This is a genomic window from Streptomyces sp. AHU1 (assembly GCF_045343905.1).
GTDB classification, from domain to species: domain Bacteria; phylum Actinomycetota; class Actinomycetes; order Streptomycetales; family Streptomycetaceae; genus Streptomyces; species Streptomyces triticiradicis.
Window position 1 is genome coordinate 3,717,372 of sequence record NZ_CP174283.1, and the last position, 17,629, is coordinate 3,735,000.

At 70.9% G+C, this 17,629-nt stretch carries 13 protein-coding genes and 2 rRNA genes (1 of these 15 running past the window's edge); 6 read left to right on the forward strand and 9 right to left on the reverse strand.

Features of this window, described 5'->3' with window-relative positions:
• Positions 1–73: 73 nt before the first annotated feature.
• Positions 74–1,342: a winged helix-turn-helix domain-containing protein gene (locus ACICHK_RS16655; protein WP_406837526.1), complete on the forward strand. Its 1,269-nt coding sequence runs from the start codon at positions 74–76 to the stop codon at positions 1,340–1,342.
• A gap of 61 nt (positions 1,343–1,403) precedes the next feature.
• Here the strand turns inward: ACICHK_RS16655 and ACICHK_RS16660 are convergent, their stop codons facing one another.
• The 7 genes from ACICHK_RS16660 to mtnA form a co-directional block, all read right to left on the reverse strand.
• Positions 1,404–2,150 (reverse strand): response regulator, encoded by a 747-nt coding sequence (locus ACICHK_RS16660; RefSeq protein WP_406837527.1) that lies wholly within the window; start codon positions 2,148–2,150, stop codon positions 1,404–1,406.
• A gap of 205 nt (positions 2,151–2,355) precedes the next feature.
• A complete protein-coding gene (gene hpf / locus ACICHK_RS16665) occupies positions 2,356–3,048 on the reverse strand; it encodes a ribosome hibernation-promoting factor, HPF/YfiA family (protein ID WP_404818692.1) in 693 nt (230 codons plus the stop codon).
• A 315-nt stretch (positions 3,049–3,363) separates the two neighbouring features.
• The gene (locus ACICHK_RS16670; protein ID WP_406837528.1) at positions 3,364–4,212 is read right to left on the reverse strand and encodes a ComF family protein; all 849 of its coding nucleotides are present in this window, start codon (positions 4,210–4,212) and stop codon (positions 3,364–3,366) included.
• Positions 4,213–4,349: 137 nt separating this feature from the next.
• Positions 4,350–6,194 (reverse strand): LpqB family beta-propeller domain-containing protein, encoded by a 1,845-nt coding sequence (locus tag ACICHK_RS16675; protein ID WP_406837529.1) that lies wholly within the window; start codon positions 6,192–6,194, stop codon positions 4,350–4,352.
• The gene (gene mtrB / locus ACICHK_RS16680) at positions 6,184–8,250 is read right to left on the reverse strand and encodes an MtrAB system histidine kinase MtrB (RefSeq protein WP_406837530.1); all 2,067 of its coding nucleotides are present in this window, start codon (positions 8,248–8,250) and stop codon (positions 6,184–6,186) included. Before mtrB ends, ACICHK_RS16675 begins: the two co-directional genes overlap by 11 nt.
• Position 8,251: 1 nt before the next feature.
• Positions 8,252–8,941 (reverse strand): two-component system response regulator MtrA, encoded by a 690-nt coding sequence (mtrA, locus tag ACICHK_RS16685; RefSeq protein WP_192582811.1) that lies wholly within the window; start codon positions 8,939–8,941, stop codon positions 8,252–8,254.
• A gap of 8 nt (positions 8,942–8,949) precedes the next feature.
• Positions 8,950–10,095 (reverse strand): S-methyl-5-thioribose-1-phosphate isomerase, encoded by a 1,146-nt coding sequence (mtnA, locus tag ACICHK_RS16690; RefSeq protein WP_406837531.1) that lies wholly within the window; start codon positions 10,093–10,095, stop codon positions 8,950–8,952.
• A 140-nt stretch (positions 10,096–10,235) separates the two neighbouring features.
• Here mtnA and ACICHK_RS16695 point away from each other — a divergent pair, with 140 nt between their 5' ends.
• Genes ACICHK_RS16695 through ACICHK_RS16715 form a run of 5 tightly spaced genes read left to right on the forward strand, consistent with a single transcriptional unit; the run spans position 10,236 to position 15,798 of the window.
• Complete coding sequence (locus ACICHK_RS16695) at positions 10,236–11,540, forward strand: glycerophosphoryl diester phosphodiesterase membrane domain-containing protein (protein WP_406837532.1); 1,305 nt, start codon at positions 10,236–10,238, stop codon at positions 11,538–11,540.
• A gap of 4 nt (positions 11,541–11,544) precedes the next feature.
• Positions 11,545–12,303, forward strand: a complete 759-nt coding sequence (locus ACICHK_RS16700) for a DUF4129 domain-containing protein (protein ID WP_406837533.1) — start codon at positions 11,545–11,547, stop codon at positions 12,301–12,303.
• Positions 12,300–13,490, forward strand: coding sequence for a DUF4350 domain-containing protein (locus ACICHK_RS16705; protein ID WP_406837534.1), 1,191 nt, complete (start codon positions 12,300–12,302; stop codon positions 13,488–13,490). The genes ACICHK_RS16700 and ACICHK_RS16705 overlap by 4 nt, the downstream gene beginning before the upstream one ends.
• Positions 13,490–14,488, forward strand: coding sequence for a MoxR family ATPase (locus ACICHK_RS16710; protein ID WP_151474415.1), 999 nt, complete (start codon positions 13,490–13,492; stop codon positions 14,486–14,488). The genes ACICHK_RS16705 and ACICHK_RS16710 overlap by 1 nt, the downstream gene beginning before the upstream one ends.
• On the forward strand, positions 14,488–15,798 hold the full coding sequence (locus ACICHK_RS16715; protein WP_406837535.1) for a DUF58 domain-containing protein: 1,311 nt from the start codon (positions 14,488–14,490) through the stop codon (positions 15,796–15,798). Before ACICHK_RS16710 ends, ACICHK_RS16715 begins: the two co-directional genes overlap by 1 nt.
• A 118-nt stretch (positions 15,799–15,916) precedes the next feature.
• Here the strand turns inward: ACICHK_RS16715 and rrf are convergent.
• Positions 15,917–16,033 (reverse strand): 5S ribosomal RNA (gene rrf / locus ACICHK_RS16720).
• Positions 16,034–16,122: 89 nt separating this feature from the next.
• Positions 16,123–17,629 (reverse strand): 23S ribosomal RNA (locus ACICHK_RS16725) (it continues 1,616 nt past the right edge of the window).

A 17,629-nucleotide genomic window follows, 5' to 3' on the forward strand; every position in this document is an offset into this window, starting at 1 on the left:
CGGTGCCGGGTCCCCTCCCCGCGGCCGGTCCGCGGGCGCCCCGGTTGTCAGTGGCACCGCCTAACGTGTGGGCATGACGAGTCTCCCGCGTCCCACCATCGAACTCTCCGCGGACGAAGCCCGCCGCATCGCCCTGCGGGCGCAGGGTTTCCTGGGCGCCCCGGACCGCAGGGCGGGCGTCCGGGGAGTCCTGCGGCACCTCGGCGCGGTCCAGCTCGACACGATCTCCGTCCTCGCCCGGTCCCACGAACTGATTCCTTACGCCCGTCTCGGCGCCGTCGGCCGCAAGACCGTCGAACAGGCCTACTGGACGTCCGCACCGCCCGCCGGCACCCCGTCCGCCGAGACGCCCCCGGCACCGCACGCCTTCGAGTACTGGTCCCACGCGGCCTGCATCCTGCCCGTGGAGGAGTGGCCCCACTTCGCGTTCCGCCGCCGCGCCTACCGCGCCCGCCCGCACTGGAACCACGACCTGCCCGACGGCGCCTACGACCAGGTGATCAAGCAGCTCCGCGCCGAAGGCCCCCTGACGGCCACGGACTTGGGCGGGGCGAAGAAGACCAGCGAGTGGTGGGACTGGTCGGGCACGAAGGTCGCCGTCGAGCGCGCGCTGATGTACGGCGAGGTGGTGTGCGTGGAGCGGCGCGGCTGGAAGCGGGTCTACGACCTGGCGGAGCGCGCGATCCCGAAGCCGCTGCTCCATGACGAACTGGACGACAGGGAGTGCGTGCGCCGTCTCGTCCGCCTCGCCGGCCGGTCCCTCGGCGTCGGCACCCGCGCGGACATCGCCGATTACCACCGCCTCAAGCTGGAGCAGGTCGACGCGGTGATCGCGGACTCGGGTCTGGTCGCCGTGACGGTGGAGGGCTGGGGCAGGGCCGCGGCCGCAAAGGGCGGCGCCGGGGGTCCGGGCGGAAGACCGGCCGGTGACGCGTGGGCGGACCCGGAGGCGCTGGAGACGGTCCCGCGCGGCCGCCATCGCACGACGCTCCTGTCGCCGTTCGACTCCCTCGTCTGGGAGCGGGCGCGCACGGAGCGGATCTTCGACTTCACGCACCGGCTGGAGGCGTACACGCCCAAGCCGAAGCGGATCCACGGCTACTTCGCGATGCCGGTCCTGGCCGGGGGCCGGCTGGTCGGCCGGGTCGATCCGGCCCGGGAGGGCCGCACGCTGGTCGCCCGACAGGTCACCCTGGACGGCGCGAAGGCGGTCCCGGCGGTGGCCCAGGCCCTGGCGGAGGCCGCGGACTGGGTGGACTGCACGGACGTGCGGGTCGAGCGGGTGGACACCCCGGGCCTGCGCGAACCGCTGGCCGCGGAGCTCGTCCGCGTCCTGGGGTGATGTCCGGCGAAGTCGCCGGGTGCCGCCCGGCGGCCGCGTCCGCGGCGTCCTGGGGTGACGCCTAGCGGATCTCGAGGATCTTCTCCCGCATCGCGTACACCACCGCCTCCATCCTGGAGTGCAGCTGCAGCTTCTCCAGGATGTTGCGCACGTGGTTCTTCACGGTGTTCTCGGAGATGAACAGTTCCTTGGCGATGTCGCGGTTGTTCATTCCCGTGGCCACCAGCTTGAGGACCTCCAGCTCACGGTCGGTGAGCCGCGGCGCCGGCACCAGCCGGCGCTCGTCCGTCCGCTGGATCATCGACTTGAACTCGGTGAGGAGCTTCGACGCCATCGACGGGCTGATCTGCGACTGCCCGTCGGCCACCGCGCGGATGGCCGTGGCCACCTCGTCCGTGGAGATCTCCTTGAGGAGGTACCCGGTCGCCCCCGCCTTGATCGCGTCGTAGAGGTCGGCCTCCTCGTCGCTGATCGTCAGCATGATGATCTTCGCGCTGGGGGCCACCTCCTTGATGGAGGTGCACGCCTCGATACCGCCGCGCTTGGGCATCCGCACGTCCATCAGCACGATGTCGGGCAGCAGGTCGGCGGCCTTGTCGACCGCCTCCGCCCCGTCGCCCGCCTCGCCGACGACCTGGATGTCCTCCTCGGCGGCGAGCACGATCTCCAAGCCTCGGCGGAACAGGGCGTGGTCGTCCACGACGAGGACCCTGATGGGCTCCTCACGCGAAGGGCCCCCGTCCGGGCCGGAAGCGACGATTCCGTCGTCGGCGCCACCGGCACGCATCGGTCCGAAGCTGTCCGCCATCGTTCCTCCCCCTGAAGGCCGTGGCCTGTGTTTCCGTGGCATCGCCAACCCAAGGCAACGACCCACCGGTTGGGCCGGTGCGGCCATGATTCCATGTCCGGACGGCGGCGGGGTGACGGAGCGGGACGTGAAGTGGTCGCACACCGGTGCCCCTGGGGGCGCACTCGCGCTCCAGGGGCACCGGCTCGTCCGTCACCGGGAACGGTCAGCCGCCGAGCGCGCCGCCCGGCGCGTCCGCTCCGCCCTGGGTGACCATCGCTTCCGTGCTGAGGTGGATGACCCCGTAGTCGTACGCGTGGCGCCGGTAGACGACGCTGGGCTCCTTCGTCTCGGAGTCGACGAAGAGATAGAAGTCGTGCCCGACCAGCTCCATCTCGTAGAGCGCCTGATCGAGCGTCATCGGTGCGGCCACATGGGTCTTCTCCCGGACGACACAGGGGCCTTCGCCCATGATCTCGAGAGAGCCGATCTTCTTGGTGGGCACGGCGTCGGGCTCCTCGTCACGGACGACGTCGCCGCTGCCGTTCAGGGTCGCGGCGCCCGGGACGACGTCGGCGACCTCGGCCGCCGAGATCCTGCCGTTGCCACGGCGGGTGTAACGCTTGTCGTGCTGCTTGCGCAGCCTGGCCTCGAGCTTGTCCGCGGCCAGGTCGAGTGCTGCATACGCGTCGCTTGCCGCCGCCTCCGCCCGGATCACCGGTCCGCGGGAGTGGAGCGTGATCTCCACCCGGTCACTGCGGTCGGCCTGTCGGGGGTTGGGCTCCTTGGACACCTCGACGTCGAGGCTGATCACCTTGCCATCGAGCTTCTGGATCTTCTCCAGCTTCAGCTTCTCGGCCACGTGCTTGCGGAACCGCTCGGGCACCTCGGTCTTGCGGCCCTTGACGACGATGTCCACGCAGAACTCCGTTCCCGGATAGCCCCGCTCCACTGGCGGAGCATCTCCCTTTTGCACCAGGTCCCGGTGAGCCCCGGAACCTCGGACTCGGTGACTTTCACCTCCTCCTCCCCCAAGGACAAGATCTCCACCCCACCGATGCGGGTGATTGCCGGAAAGTCACGCTTCGGCACTCGGATGCGCGAGGTACGGCCTGCGCCATTGCCTCACAACCGAACATATCTCGCCCGGACGGATGTCGTCACCCTCTACTGATACGTACCTCCGTTCAGGTGAATTGACCCTCGTATTACCTGCAACGATGCAAGTTCTCGGTCAGTTCCGGTTTATTTCGAAGGCATCCAAAGGTGCCGCGATCACAGCCGAACGGACCGTGCCACCACTCGTTCCTTCGGCCTGCTCCCTACCCACGATTCGTCCGTCCATCTCCACCCGCCCCGTCCTCTCACCCGTCCATCGCAGCGCCCGCGCACCCGACCGCGCGGCCCGCACCGCCCGCGCCGCCTCCGCCAGCGACGCCCCCGTCGTCATCAGGTCGTCCACCAGCACGATCCGGCCTCCTTCGGCCAGTAGCCGCCCGCCCCCGGCGACGACCTCCAGGGCACCCGCCAGGTTCACCGCCCGCTGACGGGAGTTCAGCCCCGCCTGGTCGGCCACGGCACGCCGCTGCCGCAGCACCCCGAGCACCCGGGCCGGTGTCCCCGTGCGCCGCAGTTCGCCCGCCGCCGCGAGAGCGATCCGCCGCACCGGATCATGGCCCCGCGCCCGGACCGCCCACCGCGCCGACGGCACCGGTACGAGCAGCACCGGCCCGGGGCCCGGCCGTCCCCGCGAAGCCGTGGACCGCCCTGCCGGACCAGGACGTCCCGCCGGCCCCGCACCCGCTCGTACGGCCCCCGCGAGGGCGGCGCCCAGAGGTGCCGCCAGGGCCAGCGCACCCCGTTCCTTGTGGGCGAGGAGCATGGCCCGCACCTCGTCCCCGTAAGGAGCCGCCGCGTGCACCACGGGCAGCCCGGCCGGCTCGGGCGCCGGCCGCACCCGGCACGGAGCGGCCCCCGCCAGGACGGCACGGCACCCGGGGCAGAGCACCGTGCGAGGCCTGCCGCAGCCTCCGCACTCGGCCGGCAGCACCAGATCCGTGAGGTCCCGCCACCATCCCCGCATGACCACCACTGTGCCGACGCCCGGCCCGCTCGGCCACCCCTGTGGAAAACCCTGGAGAACAGCCTGTGGACGGCTTCCGGAAACGGCGGCGGGCCCGCCCGGAGACCGGACGGACCCACCACCTGACGCGCACGGCGCTACCCGGGATAGACCGGCGCCGTCCCGTCCTGGACCACCTTCTGCCACTGCTCCCCCGCCGACAGCCGCACGATCCCGTCCGTGTCCGAGTGCGCCACCAGCGGCAGCTGCTCGTCCTCGGACGCGGCGATCTCCTTGACGTTGGCCAGCGCGGAGGGCGAGGTGCCCAGCGGGGTGGAGCCGTCGACCTGGACGTACTGCATCTGCTGCACACCGCCCTTCTCGCTGCCGACCACCACGAGGCGGCTGTCCCCGGCCCAGGACATGGCCGTGACCTCCTCCAGCCGGGGCGCGACGGACCGGGGTTCGAAGATGTACGCGCCGGCCGGCTCGTCGGGCTTGGACCGCTCGATGCGTCCGATCTGCAGCGAGCTCTTGCCGTCCTTCTCGACGATCAGCGCGATGCGCACGCCGTCGGCGGCCACCCGCACCGCCTCGACGCGCCCGTCGAGCTCCGGCGCCTGCACGACGACGGGCTCGCCCGCGCCCTTCTGCAGCAGGAGCAGCCGGGGGTTCTTCGGGTCGCGGTCGGCCACCCACAGATCGCCGTTCGCGTCCCAGCTCGGCGTCGTCAGCCGGTCGTCGGCCGTGGCGCCCTGGCTGCGCACCACCGGCTCGGCGAGCGAACCGCCCGGCACCAGCGACCCGACGTACAGGTTCCGGCCGTCGGCCGACACCCCGGCGGCGGTCTCCTCGTCCCGCGACACCGCGGCCGCCCGCAGCTTCTTGCCGCCCTCGCCCAGTGCGCCGGGCACCGGCTCGGGCTTCTTGTCGCGGTTGCCGCCGGGCATCCGTACGAGCCTCTGGTCGTGGTCGATGAAGTACTGGTACTCGGGGTGGTCGCCCGTACCGTGCAGGGCGACGCTCTCGGCCTTGGCCTTGGTCAGCACGCACAGCTGCGAGCCGTTCGCCCTCTGGAGCTCCACCTCGTCGACGCCCGTGGGGGTCAGGTCCCGGAGGGTGAGGAGGATCTGGGCCGCCATCTGCCGGCACTGGGTGCTCCCGACGCGGTCGGCCCGCGCGTTCAGCGGCACCGTGACGCTGTTGCGGTCGTCGGGCGACAGCGTCACACCGCTGTTCTTCAGTTCCGTGCCCGAGGGGAAGCTCGACCTGACCACCGGGTCCAGCCAGCTCGTGGGCCCCTTCAGGAGCGCGCGCACGATCTGCGTCATCGGGTCCACCTGCGCGCGCACGTAGACCGGGTCGGCGACGGTCCCCAGGGGGCGGTCGGTCCCGGAGTTCCCGCTCGACGCGTAGTAGTACTTGTTCACGGACATGTAGTTGCGCTGGAAGTCCGACGCGCCCATCACCACGCCCTGCGGCAGCCCGTCGATGCGCCACTGCTTGTTGCTCTTCAGCTTGGTCAGGTGCACCGATCCGCTGTACTGACCGGAGTCCGGCCCGTACGCGTGCCGACCGTCCACGGTGGCGACCTTGCTGCCGTTCAGCCGGAACAGGACGTCACGACTGCCGTCCTTGGTCCCCGAGGGCGCTCCCACGGGCTCCGGCGCGTCCGCGAGGACCGTCGTCGAACGGTACGGGTCCCATGTCTTGCGCGCGCTGTCGGTGAGGTACTTGCCGGCCGTCTCGTACTTGGCGTCGTCGCTGGTCAGTGCCTCCAGGAAGCCCTGCACGATCTCCGCCGCCGAGGCACCGGGGTGCGGCGGCACGGCGTAGACGCGGACCTGCGGGTCCTGGCGCGGGGTGGACTCCACCCCGCGCAGGTCCCCGCTGTCCGGCATCGAGGCGCACCCCGCCAGCAGCAGGGACCCACAGGCCGCGTACACCACGACGCTCACCGAACGGCGTCCGCGGACACCGTTCCCCCCTCGGTCAGCGCCCACGAAATGCCTCCCCATGTCCGAGCTCCTCCGGCGTCTCGCCGTCCCGTCCCCGCTCCTGCGCGGTCCGTTCCCGGCCCGTGCCGGATGTCTCCTCCTGACGGCGCAGCGTCCCGGCGGGCCGGGGCACCACACGAGCGCCGTTGCCCGGCAGCGCCGTCGGGTCGGCCGTGGGCGGGGCCGTGGTCCCGCGAGGCGGTATCGGAGCCTGGGCGGCCCCGGCCTGCTGCACGGGAACCGTGGCGAGCTTCGTGGCGCCGCCGTGCGGCAGACCGGCGTCGTCGAGTCCGCGGTTGCGCCGGGAGTCCTTGGGTTCCAGGGGTATCGGTGATCCCCTGAGGGGCTCGTCCGCCGTCCGGGGCAGGGTGAGCCGGAACTGCGAGCCGCCTCCCGGTTCGCCCCAGGCCTGCAGCCAGCCGCCGTGCAGCCGTGCGTCCTCCAGGGCGATGGACAGTCCCAGACCCGTGCCGCCGGTGGTACGCGCGCGTGCCGGGTCGGCCCGCCAGAAACGGCTGAACACCCGGGTCGCCTCGCCGGGCTTGAGCCCGACGCCGTAGTCGCGGACCGCGATCGCGACCGCTCCGCCCGCCGCGGCGAGCTTGACGACGACGTCCTTGCCCTCGCCGTGCTCCACGGCGTTGACGACGAGGTTGCGCAGCACCCGCTCGACCCGCCGGGCGTCCGCCTCGGCGATCAGCGGCTGCTGGTCGCCGACGACGCGTATGCGCGTGCCCTTGCGCTCGGCGAGCGGCTCGGCCCCGCCGACCACTCGTCGTACGACTTCCCTGAGGTCGATGGCGTCGGCCTCCAGCGCGGCCGCGCCCGCGTCGAACCGGCTGATCTCCAGCAGGTCGGCGAGGAGCGTCTCGAAGCGGTCCAGCTGGTCGGCGAGCAGCTCGGCCGACCGCGCGGTCACGGGGTCGAAGTCCACGCGCGCGTCGTGGATGACGTCGGCGGCCATGCGCACGGTGGTCAGCGGTGTGCGCAGTTCGTGCGACACGTCGGACACGAACCGCCGCTGCATCCGGGACAGGTCCTCCAGCTGCTGGATCTTCAGTTGGAGGTTCTGCGCCATCTTGTTGAAGGCTTCACCCAGACGGGCGATGTCGTCCTCGCCGGTGACCTTCATCCGTTCCTGGAGGCGTCCGGCGGAGAGCCGCTCGGCGATCCCGGCCGCCATCCGCACCGGTGTGACGACCTGGCGCACCACGAGCCAGGCGATGGCCCCGAGGAGCACCACGACGAACAGTCCGGCCGTCGCGAGCGTGCCCTTGACCAGGCTGAGCGACTTCTCCTCCTGCGTCAGCGGGAAGAGGTAGTAGAGCTGGTAGGCGTCTCCGTTGGGGTCGCTCACCTGCTTGCCGATGACCAGGGCGGGCTGGGACTCCTTGTCGTCCTTGTAGACGACACGGGTGTAGCTCTGCGCCGCGGAGATGCTCCTGTCGATCCGGGCCCGCAGGTTCTCGGGGATGCTCGCCGTCGGGTCGACCTGGCTCGAGGACCGCGGTGCGAGACCGCCGCTGCCGTCGCCCGAGGCGGTGGAGTTGAGCGTCACGACGTCGAACGCGCCCTGACCGCCACTGGACAGGGACACGACGAGGTCGGTCATCCACTGGCTGACGTTCTTCGACGGCCGGCCGTCCGCGGCCGAACGGTCGTCGCCGTTCGCCGTCGCCGCGGTGTCCGCCTGCTGCTTGGCCACCGCGAAACCACCGGTGGCCTGGCTCTGCGAGGCCCTCACCTTGGCGTCCAGCAGACCGTTGCGCACCTGCCCGATCACGACGAAGCCGAGGAGCAGGACGACGCCCATCGACATCAGCAGCGTCGTCGCGACGATCTTGAGCTGGATGTTGCGCCGCCACAGCCGCATCACGGGCAGCAGCGGACGGCGCACCCAGCGTATGAGCAGCCTGATGACCGGGCTGCCCTGGACTCCGCCCTGGAGCAGCCCCCCCTCGAAGAACCGCTCCCAGCGGGAGCCCTTCATCTTCCGGCCGACAGGCCGCCCCGAACGATCCCCCTGCTCAGCGGACGCCGAAGCGGCACTGTCCCATGACATGTCAGCTCGGCCCCGCCTTGTACCCGACGCCTCGGACGGTCACCACGATCTCCGGACGCTCCGGGTCCTTCTCGACCTTGGAGCGCAGCCGCTGGACGTGCACGTTGACCAGACGGGTGTCCGCCGCGTGCCGGTAGCCCCACACCTGCTCCAGGAGGACCTCACGCGTGAACACCTGCCACGGCTTGCGCGCCAGGGCGACCAGCAGGTCGAACTCCAGCGGCGTCAGCGCGATCGACATGCCTTCCCGCTTCACAGAGTGACCGGCGACGTCGATGACGAGATCGCCGATCGACAGCTGTTCGGGCGCCGGTTCCTCGGAACGGCGCAGCCGCGCCCTGATCCGCGCCACGAGCTCTTTTGGCTTGAACGGCTTCACGATGTAGTCGTCGGCGCCCGACTCGAGGCCGACCACGACATCGACGGTGTCGCTCTTCGCCGTGAGCATCACGATCGGCACCCCGGACTCCGCCCTGATCAGGCGGCACACCTCGATGCCGTCCCGTCCGGGAAGCATGAGGTCCAGGAGAACCAGGTCGGGCTTGGCGTCACGGAAGGCGGCCAGCGCCTTGTCGCCGTCGGCTACGAAAGACGGCTCAAAACCTTCACCACGCAGCACGATGCCGAGCATCTCGGCCAGTGCGGTGTCGTCATCGACGACAAGGACTCGTCCCTTCATAAACGACATCATCCCATTAACTAAATCGTTACCTGGCGTGACAAGTCACACAGCTCGGCGAGAGCCTCAGCCGTCACGGGCGAAACAACGCCCTCTTCGGTGACGATCGCCGTGATCAACTCCGGCGGCGTCACGTCGAACGCCGGGTTGTACGCCTGGGTCCCCAGGGGTGCCACAGGTATACCCCCTCCCGGCTCCGCCCCCGCCACCGGGACCTGTGGAGCTGCGATCTCCGTCACTTCATGACCCGCGCGCTGCTCGACCTCGATGGACGAGCCGTCGGGCGTGTCCGGATCGATCGTCGTCACCGGCGCCACCACGATGAACGGCACGTGGTGGTACCTGGCCAGCACCGCGAGCGGATAGCTCCCCACCTTGTTCGCCACCGAACCGTCGGCGGCGATCCGGTCGGCCCCGATCAGCACCGCGTCCACCTCCCCGGCCGCGAACAGCGAGCCCGCCGCGTTGTCCGTGAGCAGGGTGTACGCCATTCCGCTGCGGGCGGCCTCGTAGGCCGTCAGCCGGGCACCCTGCAACAGGGGCCGCGTCTCGTCAACCCACAGCCGCCGCAGCTTCCCCTGCCGGTGCGCGGCGAGCGCCACGGCGAACGCGGTGCCCTCACCGCCGGACACCAACGCGCCGGTGTTGCAGTGGGTGAGCACCCGGTGGCCGCCGCCCGGCAGCAGCTCGTCGAGCAGCGCGAGACCGTGCCCGGCCATGCGGGAACTCGCCTCGGCGTCCTGGCGGTGCAGCGTCCGCGCCGCGTGGAGCGCCGCCGCCGCTGCCGCCGTCTCGTCGCCGCCCGCGGCCAGCGCCGCCCGGTGGGCCGCCTGCGCCCTGCGCACCCCCACCGCGAGGTTCACGGCGGTCGGCCGGGCACCGGCCAGCGCGAGGGCCGCCTCGTCCACGTCGAAGCCGCGTACGGCGGCCAGCGCGACGCCGTACGCCCCGGCGATCCCGAGCAGTGGTGCCCCCCGTACGGCGAGCGTGCGGATCGCCTCCACCAGTGCGGGGGCGTCCGTGCACACCAGCTCGACCTCCTCCGCCGGAAGCCGCGTCTGGTCGAGAAGGACCACCACGGGACCTTCGGGCGGCTCGTGCCAGCGGATCGCGGGTGTCTCCGTCGGCCCGCTGTTCTCTCGGGGTTGCGCGTAGTGATCGGCCATTCGCCCAGTCTGCCCCGTACCCGGCGGACAATTGAAGGTGTGCAGCCCATACGGGGCCCGTCCCCCGCCGGGCACGCCGTGACACGATGGCTGTCGACCTGCCGCAGCGACCGCGCAACGGGCACCGTGAAGGAGCGACGATGAACGACACTCCGGGCTGGGCGTCGCCCGGATCCGCCCCCTCCGGCGCGAAGGAGCCGGACTCCTCCGGCACCCCGGAGCCCGCGGACCAGGACGGGGGGACACCGCCCGAGCAGCCCTCGAAGTGGTCCAAGGAGCAGCCGCCGCCCGGCCAGTGGTCCGCGCCCGGCGCCCAGACCCCCGCGCAGGCCCCGCCACCCGCCGCACCCGGCTGGGGCGGCCGGCCCCCCGGCGGCGGGCACGGCGGGTGGAACGGCCCCGGACCCGGCGGACCCGCGGGCTGGGGAAGCCAGTGGGGCGCCCGCCCGGCCGCGGCCAAGCCCGGCGTGATCCCGCTGCGCCCGCTCGGCGTCGGCGAGATCCTGGACGGCGCCGTCTCGACCATGCGCGGCCACTGGCGCACGGTCCTCGGCATCTCCCTGGCCGTCGCCGTCGTCACGCAGGTCGCCGTCATCCTGCTCCAGGGTTTCGTCCTGGACGACAGCGCGAGCACGGAGGTGCTGAACGACCCGAGCGCCAGCCTCGACGAACTGACCCGGGCCATGGGCGACACCCTCCTCAGCTCCGGTCTCGTCCTGCTCGTCACCCTCCTCGGCACCATCGTCGCGACGGCCCTGCTCACCTCGGTGACCAGCCGCGCCGTGATCGGCAAGCCGGTGACCACCGGCGAGGCCTGGCGGGACGCCCGCCCCCAACTGGCCGGGCTGTTCGGCCTGACCCTGCTGCTGCCCCTCATCGCCGTCGCGGTCCTGGGCGCCGGCGCGGCTCCGGGCCTGCTCGTCGTGGCGGCCGGCCAGAACGAGGCCGGTGCCGCGCTCGCCGTCCTCGGCGCCTTCGCCGCGGGCTTCGTCGCCCTCTGGCTGATGATCCGCTTCTCGCTCGCCTCTCCCGCCCTGATGCTGGAGAAGCAGGGCATCGTGAAGTCGATGCGCCGCTCCGCGAAACTCGTCCGCGGCTCCTGGTGGCGGGTCTTCGGCATCCAGCTGCTCGCCACGATCATCGCCAACATCGTGGCGTCGATCATCGTGATCCCCTTCGCCGTCCTCGCCGCCGCACTGAGCGGCGACGGCTTCGCCGGCTTCCTCGACAGCTCCGGCGGCGACCTCGGCTGGACCTTCCTCATCGTCAGCGGCATCGGCTCGGTGATCGGATCCATGATCACCTTCCCGATCACCGCGGGCGTCACGGTGCTCCTGTACATCGACCGGCGCATCCGCCGCGAGGCGCTCGACCTCGACCTCGCCCGGGCCGCCGGCCTCCAGGGCTACGGCGGCGAGACCTCCGGCGCCACACCGGGGAGTTGATGCGTTGAACGGGGCGGGGGGAGTTCTCACGGCGGTCCTCGCGGGGCCGCGCACCGGTGCGACAGCGGCCCTCGCGGCGCGGCACGACGGCACACCACCGGTGACGACACCGCGCGAGGCCGCCCGGGAGGCGGCCAGACTCGAGCTGTCCAAGCGGATGTACCACGAGAACGACCCCGGCCTCGTCCGGCGGGCCCTGAACGCCTTCTGGGACTGGATCGACCGGCTGTTCGGCGCCGCCTCGGCCGCGACACCCGGCGGAACGCTCGGGCTCGTCGTCATCGTCCTCGCGGCCGCGGCGGTCGCGGCCGCCCTGTGGTGGCGCCTGGGCACCCCGCACCGCACCCCCGCACCGTCCGCCGCCCTCTTCGACGACCGCCCCAGGAGCGCCGCCGAACACCGCGCCGCCGCCGAGGCGCACGCCGCCCGGGGCCACTGGAACCAGGCCGTCCAGGAACGGATGCGCGCCGTCGTACGGTCCCTGGAGGAACGCGCCCTCCTCGACCCGCGCCCCGGCCGCACGGCCGACGAGGCGGCCGCGGAGGCGAGCCGCTCCCTGCCCTCCCACACCGACCGGCTGCGCGCCTGCGCACGCGACTTCGACGACATCACGTACGGCGGCAGAGCGGGGGACCCGCACGCGTACCAGCGCCTCACCGAGCTCGACCGCGACCTGGAGCGCACCAGGCCCGTGTTCGCGGACGGCACCCGCGGCACGGACCGGAACACGGCCCACGGCAGCCACCCGGGGGCCGCCTCATGACCGAGGCCACCACCGCCCCCACATCGTCCTCGCCCACCGCCCGCCAGTGGTGGACCCGCACGCGCGGGGTCGTCCTCGCGCTCGTCCTCCTCCTGGTGGCCGCCGTCGCGATAGCCGCGGTCCGCTCGGAAGCCCGGCACGGCCGCCTCGACCCACGCTCCGCCGACCCCTCCGGCAGCAGGGCCGTCGCCCGGCTCCTCGCCGACCAGGGCGTCTCCACACGCGTGGTCACCACCCTCGGCGAGGCCCGCTCCGCGGCCGGCCCCGACACCACCCTGCTGGTCGCGGCCCCCGACCTGCTGACCGAGCGTCAGCAGACCCTCCTGCGCACGACGACGGAACGCTCCGGCGGCCGTACGGTCCTGGTCTCCCCCGGACCGCCGTCCATAGGCACCCTCCTCCCCGGCGTCACCGCCGACCCCGCGGTCAGCCTCAACTCGACGCTCTCCCCCCGCTGCGAACTGCCCGCCGCCCTCCGGGCGGGCCCCGCCGACACGGGCGGCCTCCGCTACACCACCACCGACCCGGACGCCGACCCCTGCTACCCGAGCGACGGACTGCCCACGCTCCTGCGCGTGCCGGCCCGCTCCGCGGGCGGCGACACCGTCGTGCTCGGCGCCCCCGACATCCTCGCCAACGAGCGCCTCGACGAGCAGGGCAACGCCTCGCTCGCGCTCCAGCTCCTCGGCTCCCGCGCCCATCTGGTCTGGTACCTCCCCTCGCTCTCCGACGACTCGGCCGGCGGCACGGGCGACCGGAGCTTCTTCGACCTGATCCCCCCGGGCTGGCTCTGGGGCACGCTGCAGCTCTTCATCGCCGCCGTCCTGGCAGCGCTGTGGCGGGCACGCCGCATGGGCCCCCTCGTACCCGAACGCCTTCCCGTCGCGATCCGCGCCTCCGAAACCACCGAAGGCCGCGCCCGCCTCTACCGCAAGGCCTCCGCCCGAGACCGCGCGGCCGCCGCCCTGCGCTCCGCCACCCGCACCCGCCTCGCCCCTCTCATCGGTGTGCCCCCGGCCCGGGCACACGAGCCCGAGACCCTGCTCCCCGCCCTGGCCGCCCGCCTCGACGGCGACCCGGGGACCCTGCTGCCGCTCCTCTTCGGACCGCCGCCCCGCGACGACGCGGCCCTCGTCTCCCTCGCCGACCAACTCGACGCCCTCGAAAGAGAGGTACGCATTTCATGATGGACCCGACCACTGACAAAGCCGGGTACACCGGGCACTCCGGGGACGCGGACACCGCCCGCTCCTCCCTGGAGGCCCTGCGCACCGAGATCGCCAAAGCTGTGGTCGGCCAAGACCCCGCCGTGACCGGCCTCGTCGTCGCCCTCCTGTGCCGCGGACACGTCCTCCTCGAAGGAGTCCCCGGAGTCGCCAAGACGCTGCTCGTCCGCGCGCTCGCGTCCGCGCTGGAACTCGACACCAAGCGCGTCCAGTTCACCCCGGACCTCATGCCGAGCGATGTCACCGGCTCGCTCGTCTACGACGCCCGCACCGCCGAGTTCTCCTTCCAGCCCGGCCCGGTCTTCACCAACCTCCTGCTCGCCGACGAGATCAACCGCACGCCTCCCAAGACCCAGTCGTCACTGCTGGAGGCGATGGAGGAACGCCAGGTCACCGTCGACGGAACACCCCGCCCGCTCCCCGAGCCCTTCCTGGTCGCCGCGACCCAGAACCCGGTCGAGTACGAGGGAACGTATCCCCTCCCCGAGGCCCAACTGGACCGCTTCCTGCTCAAACTGACGATCCCGCTGCCCTCGCGCCAGGACGAGATCGACGTCCTCACCCGCCACTCCGAGGGCTTCAACCCGCGCGACCTGCGCGCCGCCGGACTGCGACCCGTCGCCGGCGCCGCCGACCTCGAGGCCGCCCGCGCCGCGGTCGCCAAGACGACGGTCTCCCCCGAGATCACCGGCTACGTCGTCGACCTGTGCCGCGCGACCCGCCAGTCCCCGTCGCTCACCCTCGGCGTCTCCCCACGCGGCGCGACCGCCCTGCTCGCCACGGCCCGCGCCTGGGCCTGGCTGACCGGCCGCGACTACGTCATCCCCGACGACGTCAAAGCGCTGGCCCTGCCGACCCTCCGCCACCGCGTCCAGCTCCGTCCCGAGGCCGAGATGGAGGGCGTGACGGCCGACTCCGTCATCAACGCGATCCTCGCCCACGTCCCCGTCCCCCGCTGATGGCACTCACCGGACGCGCCGCCCTCCTGGCGGCCCTGGGCGCCCTCCCCGTCGGCATCTGGGGACCCGGCTGGACGGGCATCCTCGCCGTGAACGTCCCGCTGGCCCTGGCCTGCGCCTGCGACGCCGCCCTCGCCGCTCCCGTACGGCGCCTCGGCCTGACCCGCTCCGGCGACACCTCGGTGCGCCTCGGCGAATCCGCCGACGTCACGCTCACCGTCACCAACCCCTCCGGCCGCCCGCTACGCGCCCACCTGCGGGACGCCTGGCCGCCGAGCAGCTGGGAACCCGGCACGGAGATCGAGGCGTCCCGCCACCGCCTGACGGTCCCCGCCGGCGAACGCCGTCGTCTGACGACCCGGCTGCGTCCCACGCGCCGCGGCGACCGCCACGCCGACCGCGTCACGATCCGCTCGTTCGGCCCCCTCGGTCTGTTCTCCCGTCAGGGCAGCCACGAAGTCCCCTGGACCGTACGTGTCCTGCCCCCCTTCACCAGCCGGAAGCACCTCCCTTCCAAACTGGCCCGGCTCCGCGAACTCGACGGCCGCACCAGCGTGCTGACGCGCGGTGAGGGCACGGAGTTCGACAGTCTGCGCGAGTACGTTCCCGGCGACGACACCCGTTCCATCGACTGGCGCGCCACGGCCCGCCGGACGACGGTCGCCGTACGCACCTGGCGTCCCGAGCGCGACCGTCACATCCTGCTGGTGCTCGACACCGGCCGTACCTCCGCCGGGCGTGTCGGCGACGCCCCCCGCCTCGACGCCTCCATGGACGCGGCCCTGCTCCTCGCCGCCCTGGCCTCCCGGGCCGGCGACCGCGTGGACCTGCTCGCCTACGACCGCAGGGTACGCGCCCTCGTCCAGGGCCGTGCGGCGGGCGACGTCCTTCCGTCCCTGGTCGACGCGATGGCCGGCCTCGAACCGGAGCTCGTCGAGACGGACGCCTGCGGCCTGACCGCCACGGCTCTGCGGACGACACCGCGCCGCTCCTTGATCGTGCTCCTGACGACCCTCGACGCGGCCCCCGTGGAAGAGGGACTGCTCCCCGTTCTCGCCAGCCTCACGCACCGCCACACGGTCCTGCTGGCATCGGTCGCGGACCCGCGCATCGCGCGTATGGCGAAGGCCCGGGGAGACATCGACGCGGTGTACGAGGCAGCGGCGGCGGCCCAGGCCGAGGCCGGACGCCACCGCACGGCCGAAACACTGCGGCGTCGCGGGGTCACCGTCGTCGACGCGACCCCGGACGACCTCGCGCCGGCTCTCGCCGACGCCTATCTGGCCCTGAAGGCAGCAGGCCGCCTGTAAAGCCTGTAAAGCCGGAGAATTCCGCGAACCGCCTGCGAACAGAGGGCGGAAAATTTGTTCCTGAACGCAGAAAACCCCCGTACCGGTATCCCCGGCACGGGGGTTTTCTTCACAATTTGTTCGGCGGCGTCCTACTCTCCCACAGGGTCCCCCCTGCAGTACCATCGGCGCTGTGAGGCTTAGCTTCCGGGTTCGGAATGTAACCGGGCGTTTCCCTCACGCTATGACCACCGAAACTCTATGAAACTGTCAACCGGAGCCGAGGCCATACGGCTACGACGGTTGTTCGTGGTTTCAGAACCAACACAGTGGACGCGAGCAACTGAGGACAAGCCCTCGGCCTATTAGTACCAGTCACCTCCACCCGTTACCGGGCTTCCAGATCTGGCCTATCAACCCAGTCGTCTACTGGGAGCCTTAACCCCTCGAGGGGGTGGGAATACTCATCTTGAAGCAGGCTTCCCGCTTAGATGCTTTCAGCGGTTATCCCTCCCGAACGTAGCCAACCAGCCATGCCCTTGGCAGGACAACTGGCACACCAGAGGTTCGTCCGTCCCGGTCCTCTCGTACTAGGGACAGCCCTTCTCAATATTCCTACGCGCACAGCGGATAGGGACCGAACTGTCTCACGACGTTCTAAACCCAGCTCGCGTACCGCTTTAATGGGCGAACAGCCCAACCCTTGGGACCGACTCCAGCCCCAGGATGCGACGAGCCGACATCGAGGTGCCAAACCATCCCGTCGATATGGACTCTTGGGGAAGATCAGCCTGTTATCCCCGGGGTACCTTTTATCCGTTGAGCGACGGCGCTTCCACAAGCCACCGCCGGATCACTAGTCCCGACTTTCGTCCCTGCTCGACCCGTCGGTCTCACAGTCAAGCTCCCTTGTGCACTTACACTCAACACCTGATTGCCAACCAGGCTGAGGGAACCTTTGGGCGCCTCCGTTACTCTTTAGGAGGCAACCGCCCCAGTTAAACTACCCATCAGACACTGTCCCTGATCCGGATCACGGACCCAGGTTAGACATCCAGCACGACCAGACTGGTATTTCAACGACGACTCCCACCACACTGGCGTGCGGCTTTCACAGTCTCCCAGCTATCCTACACAAGCCGAACCGAACACCAATATCAAACTGTAGTAAAGGTCCCGGGGTCTTTCCGTCCTGCTGCGCGAAACGAGCATCTTTACTCGTAGTGCAATTTCACCGGGCCTATGGTTGAGACAGTCGAGAAGTCGTTACGCCATTCGTGCAGGTCGGAACTTACCCGACAAGGAATTTCGCTACCTTAGGATGGTTATAGTTACCACCGCCGTTTACTGGCGCTTAAGTTCTCAGCTTCGCCAAGACGAATCTTGACTAACCGGTCCCCTTAACGTTCCAGCACCGGGCAGGCGTCAGTCCGTATACATCGCCTTACGGCTTCGCACGGACCTGTGTTTTTAGTAAACAGTCGCTTCTCGCTGGTCTCTGCGGCCACCCCCAGCTCAGAGTGCAAGACTCATCACCAGACGTGGCCCCCCTTCTCCCGAAGTTACGGGGGCATTTTGCCGAGTTCCTTAACCATAGTTCACCCGAACGCCTCGGTATTCTCTACCTGACCACCTGAGTCGGTTTAGGGTACGGGCCGCCATGAAACTCGCTAGAGGCTTTTCTCGACAGCATAGGATCATCCACTTCACCACAATCGGCTCGGCATCGGGTCTCAGACTGTGTGAACGGCGGATTTGCCTACCGTTCGTCCTACACCCTTACCCCGGGACAACCACCGCCCGGGCTGGACTACCTTCCTGCGTCACCCCATCACTCACCTACTGCAGGTCT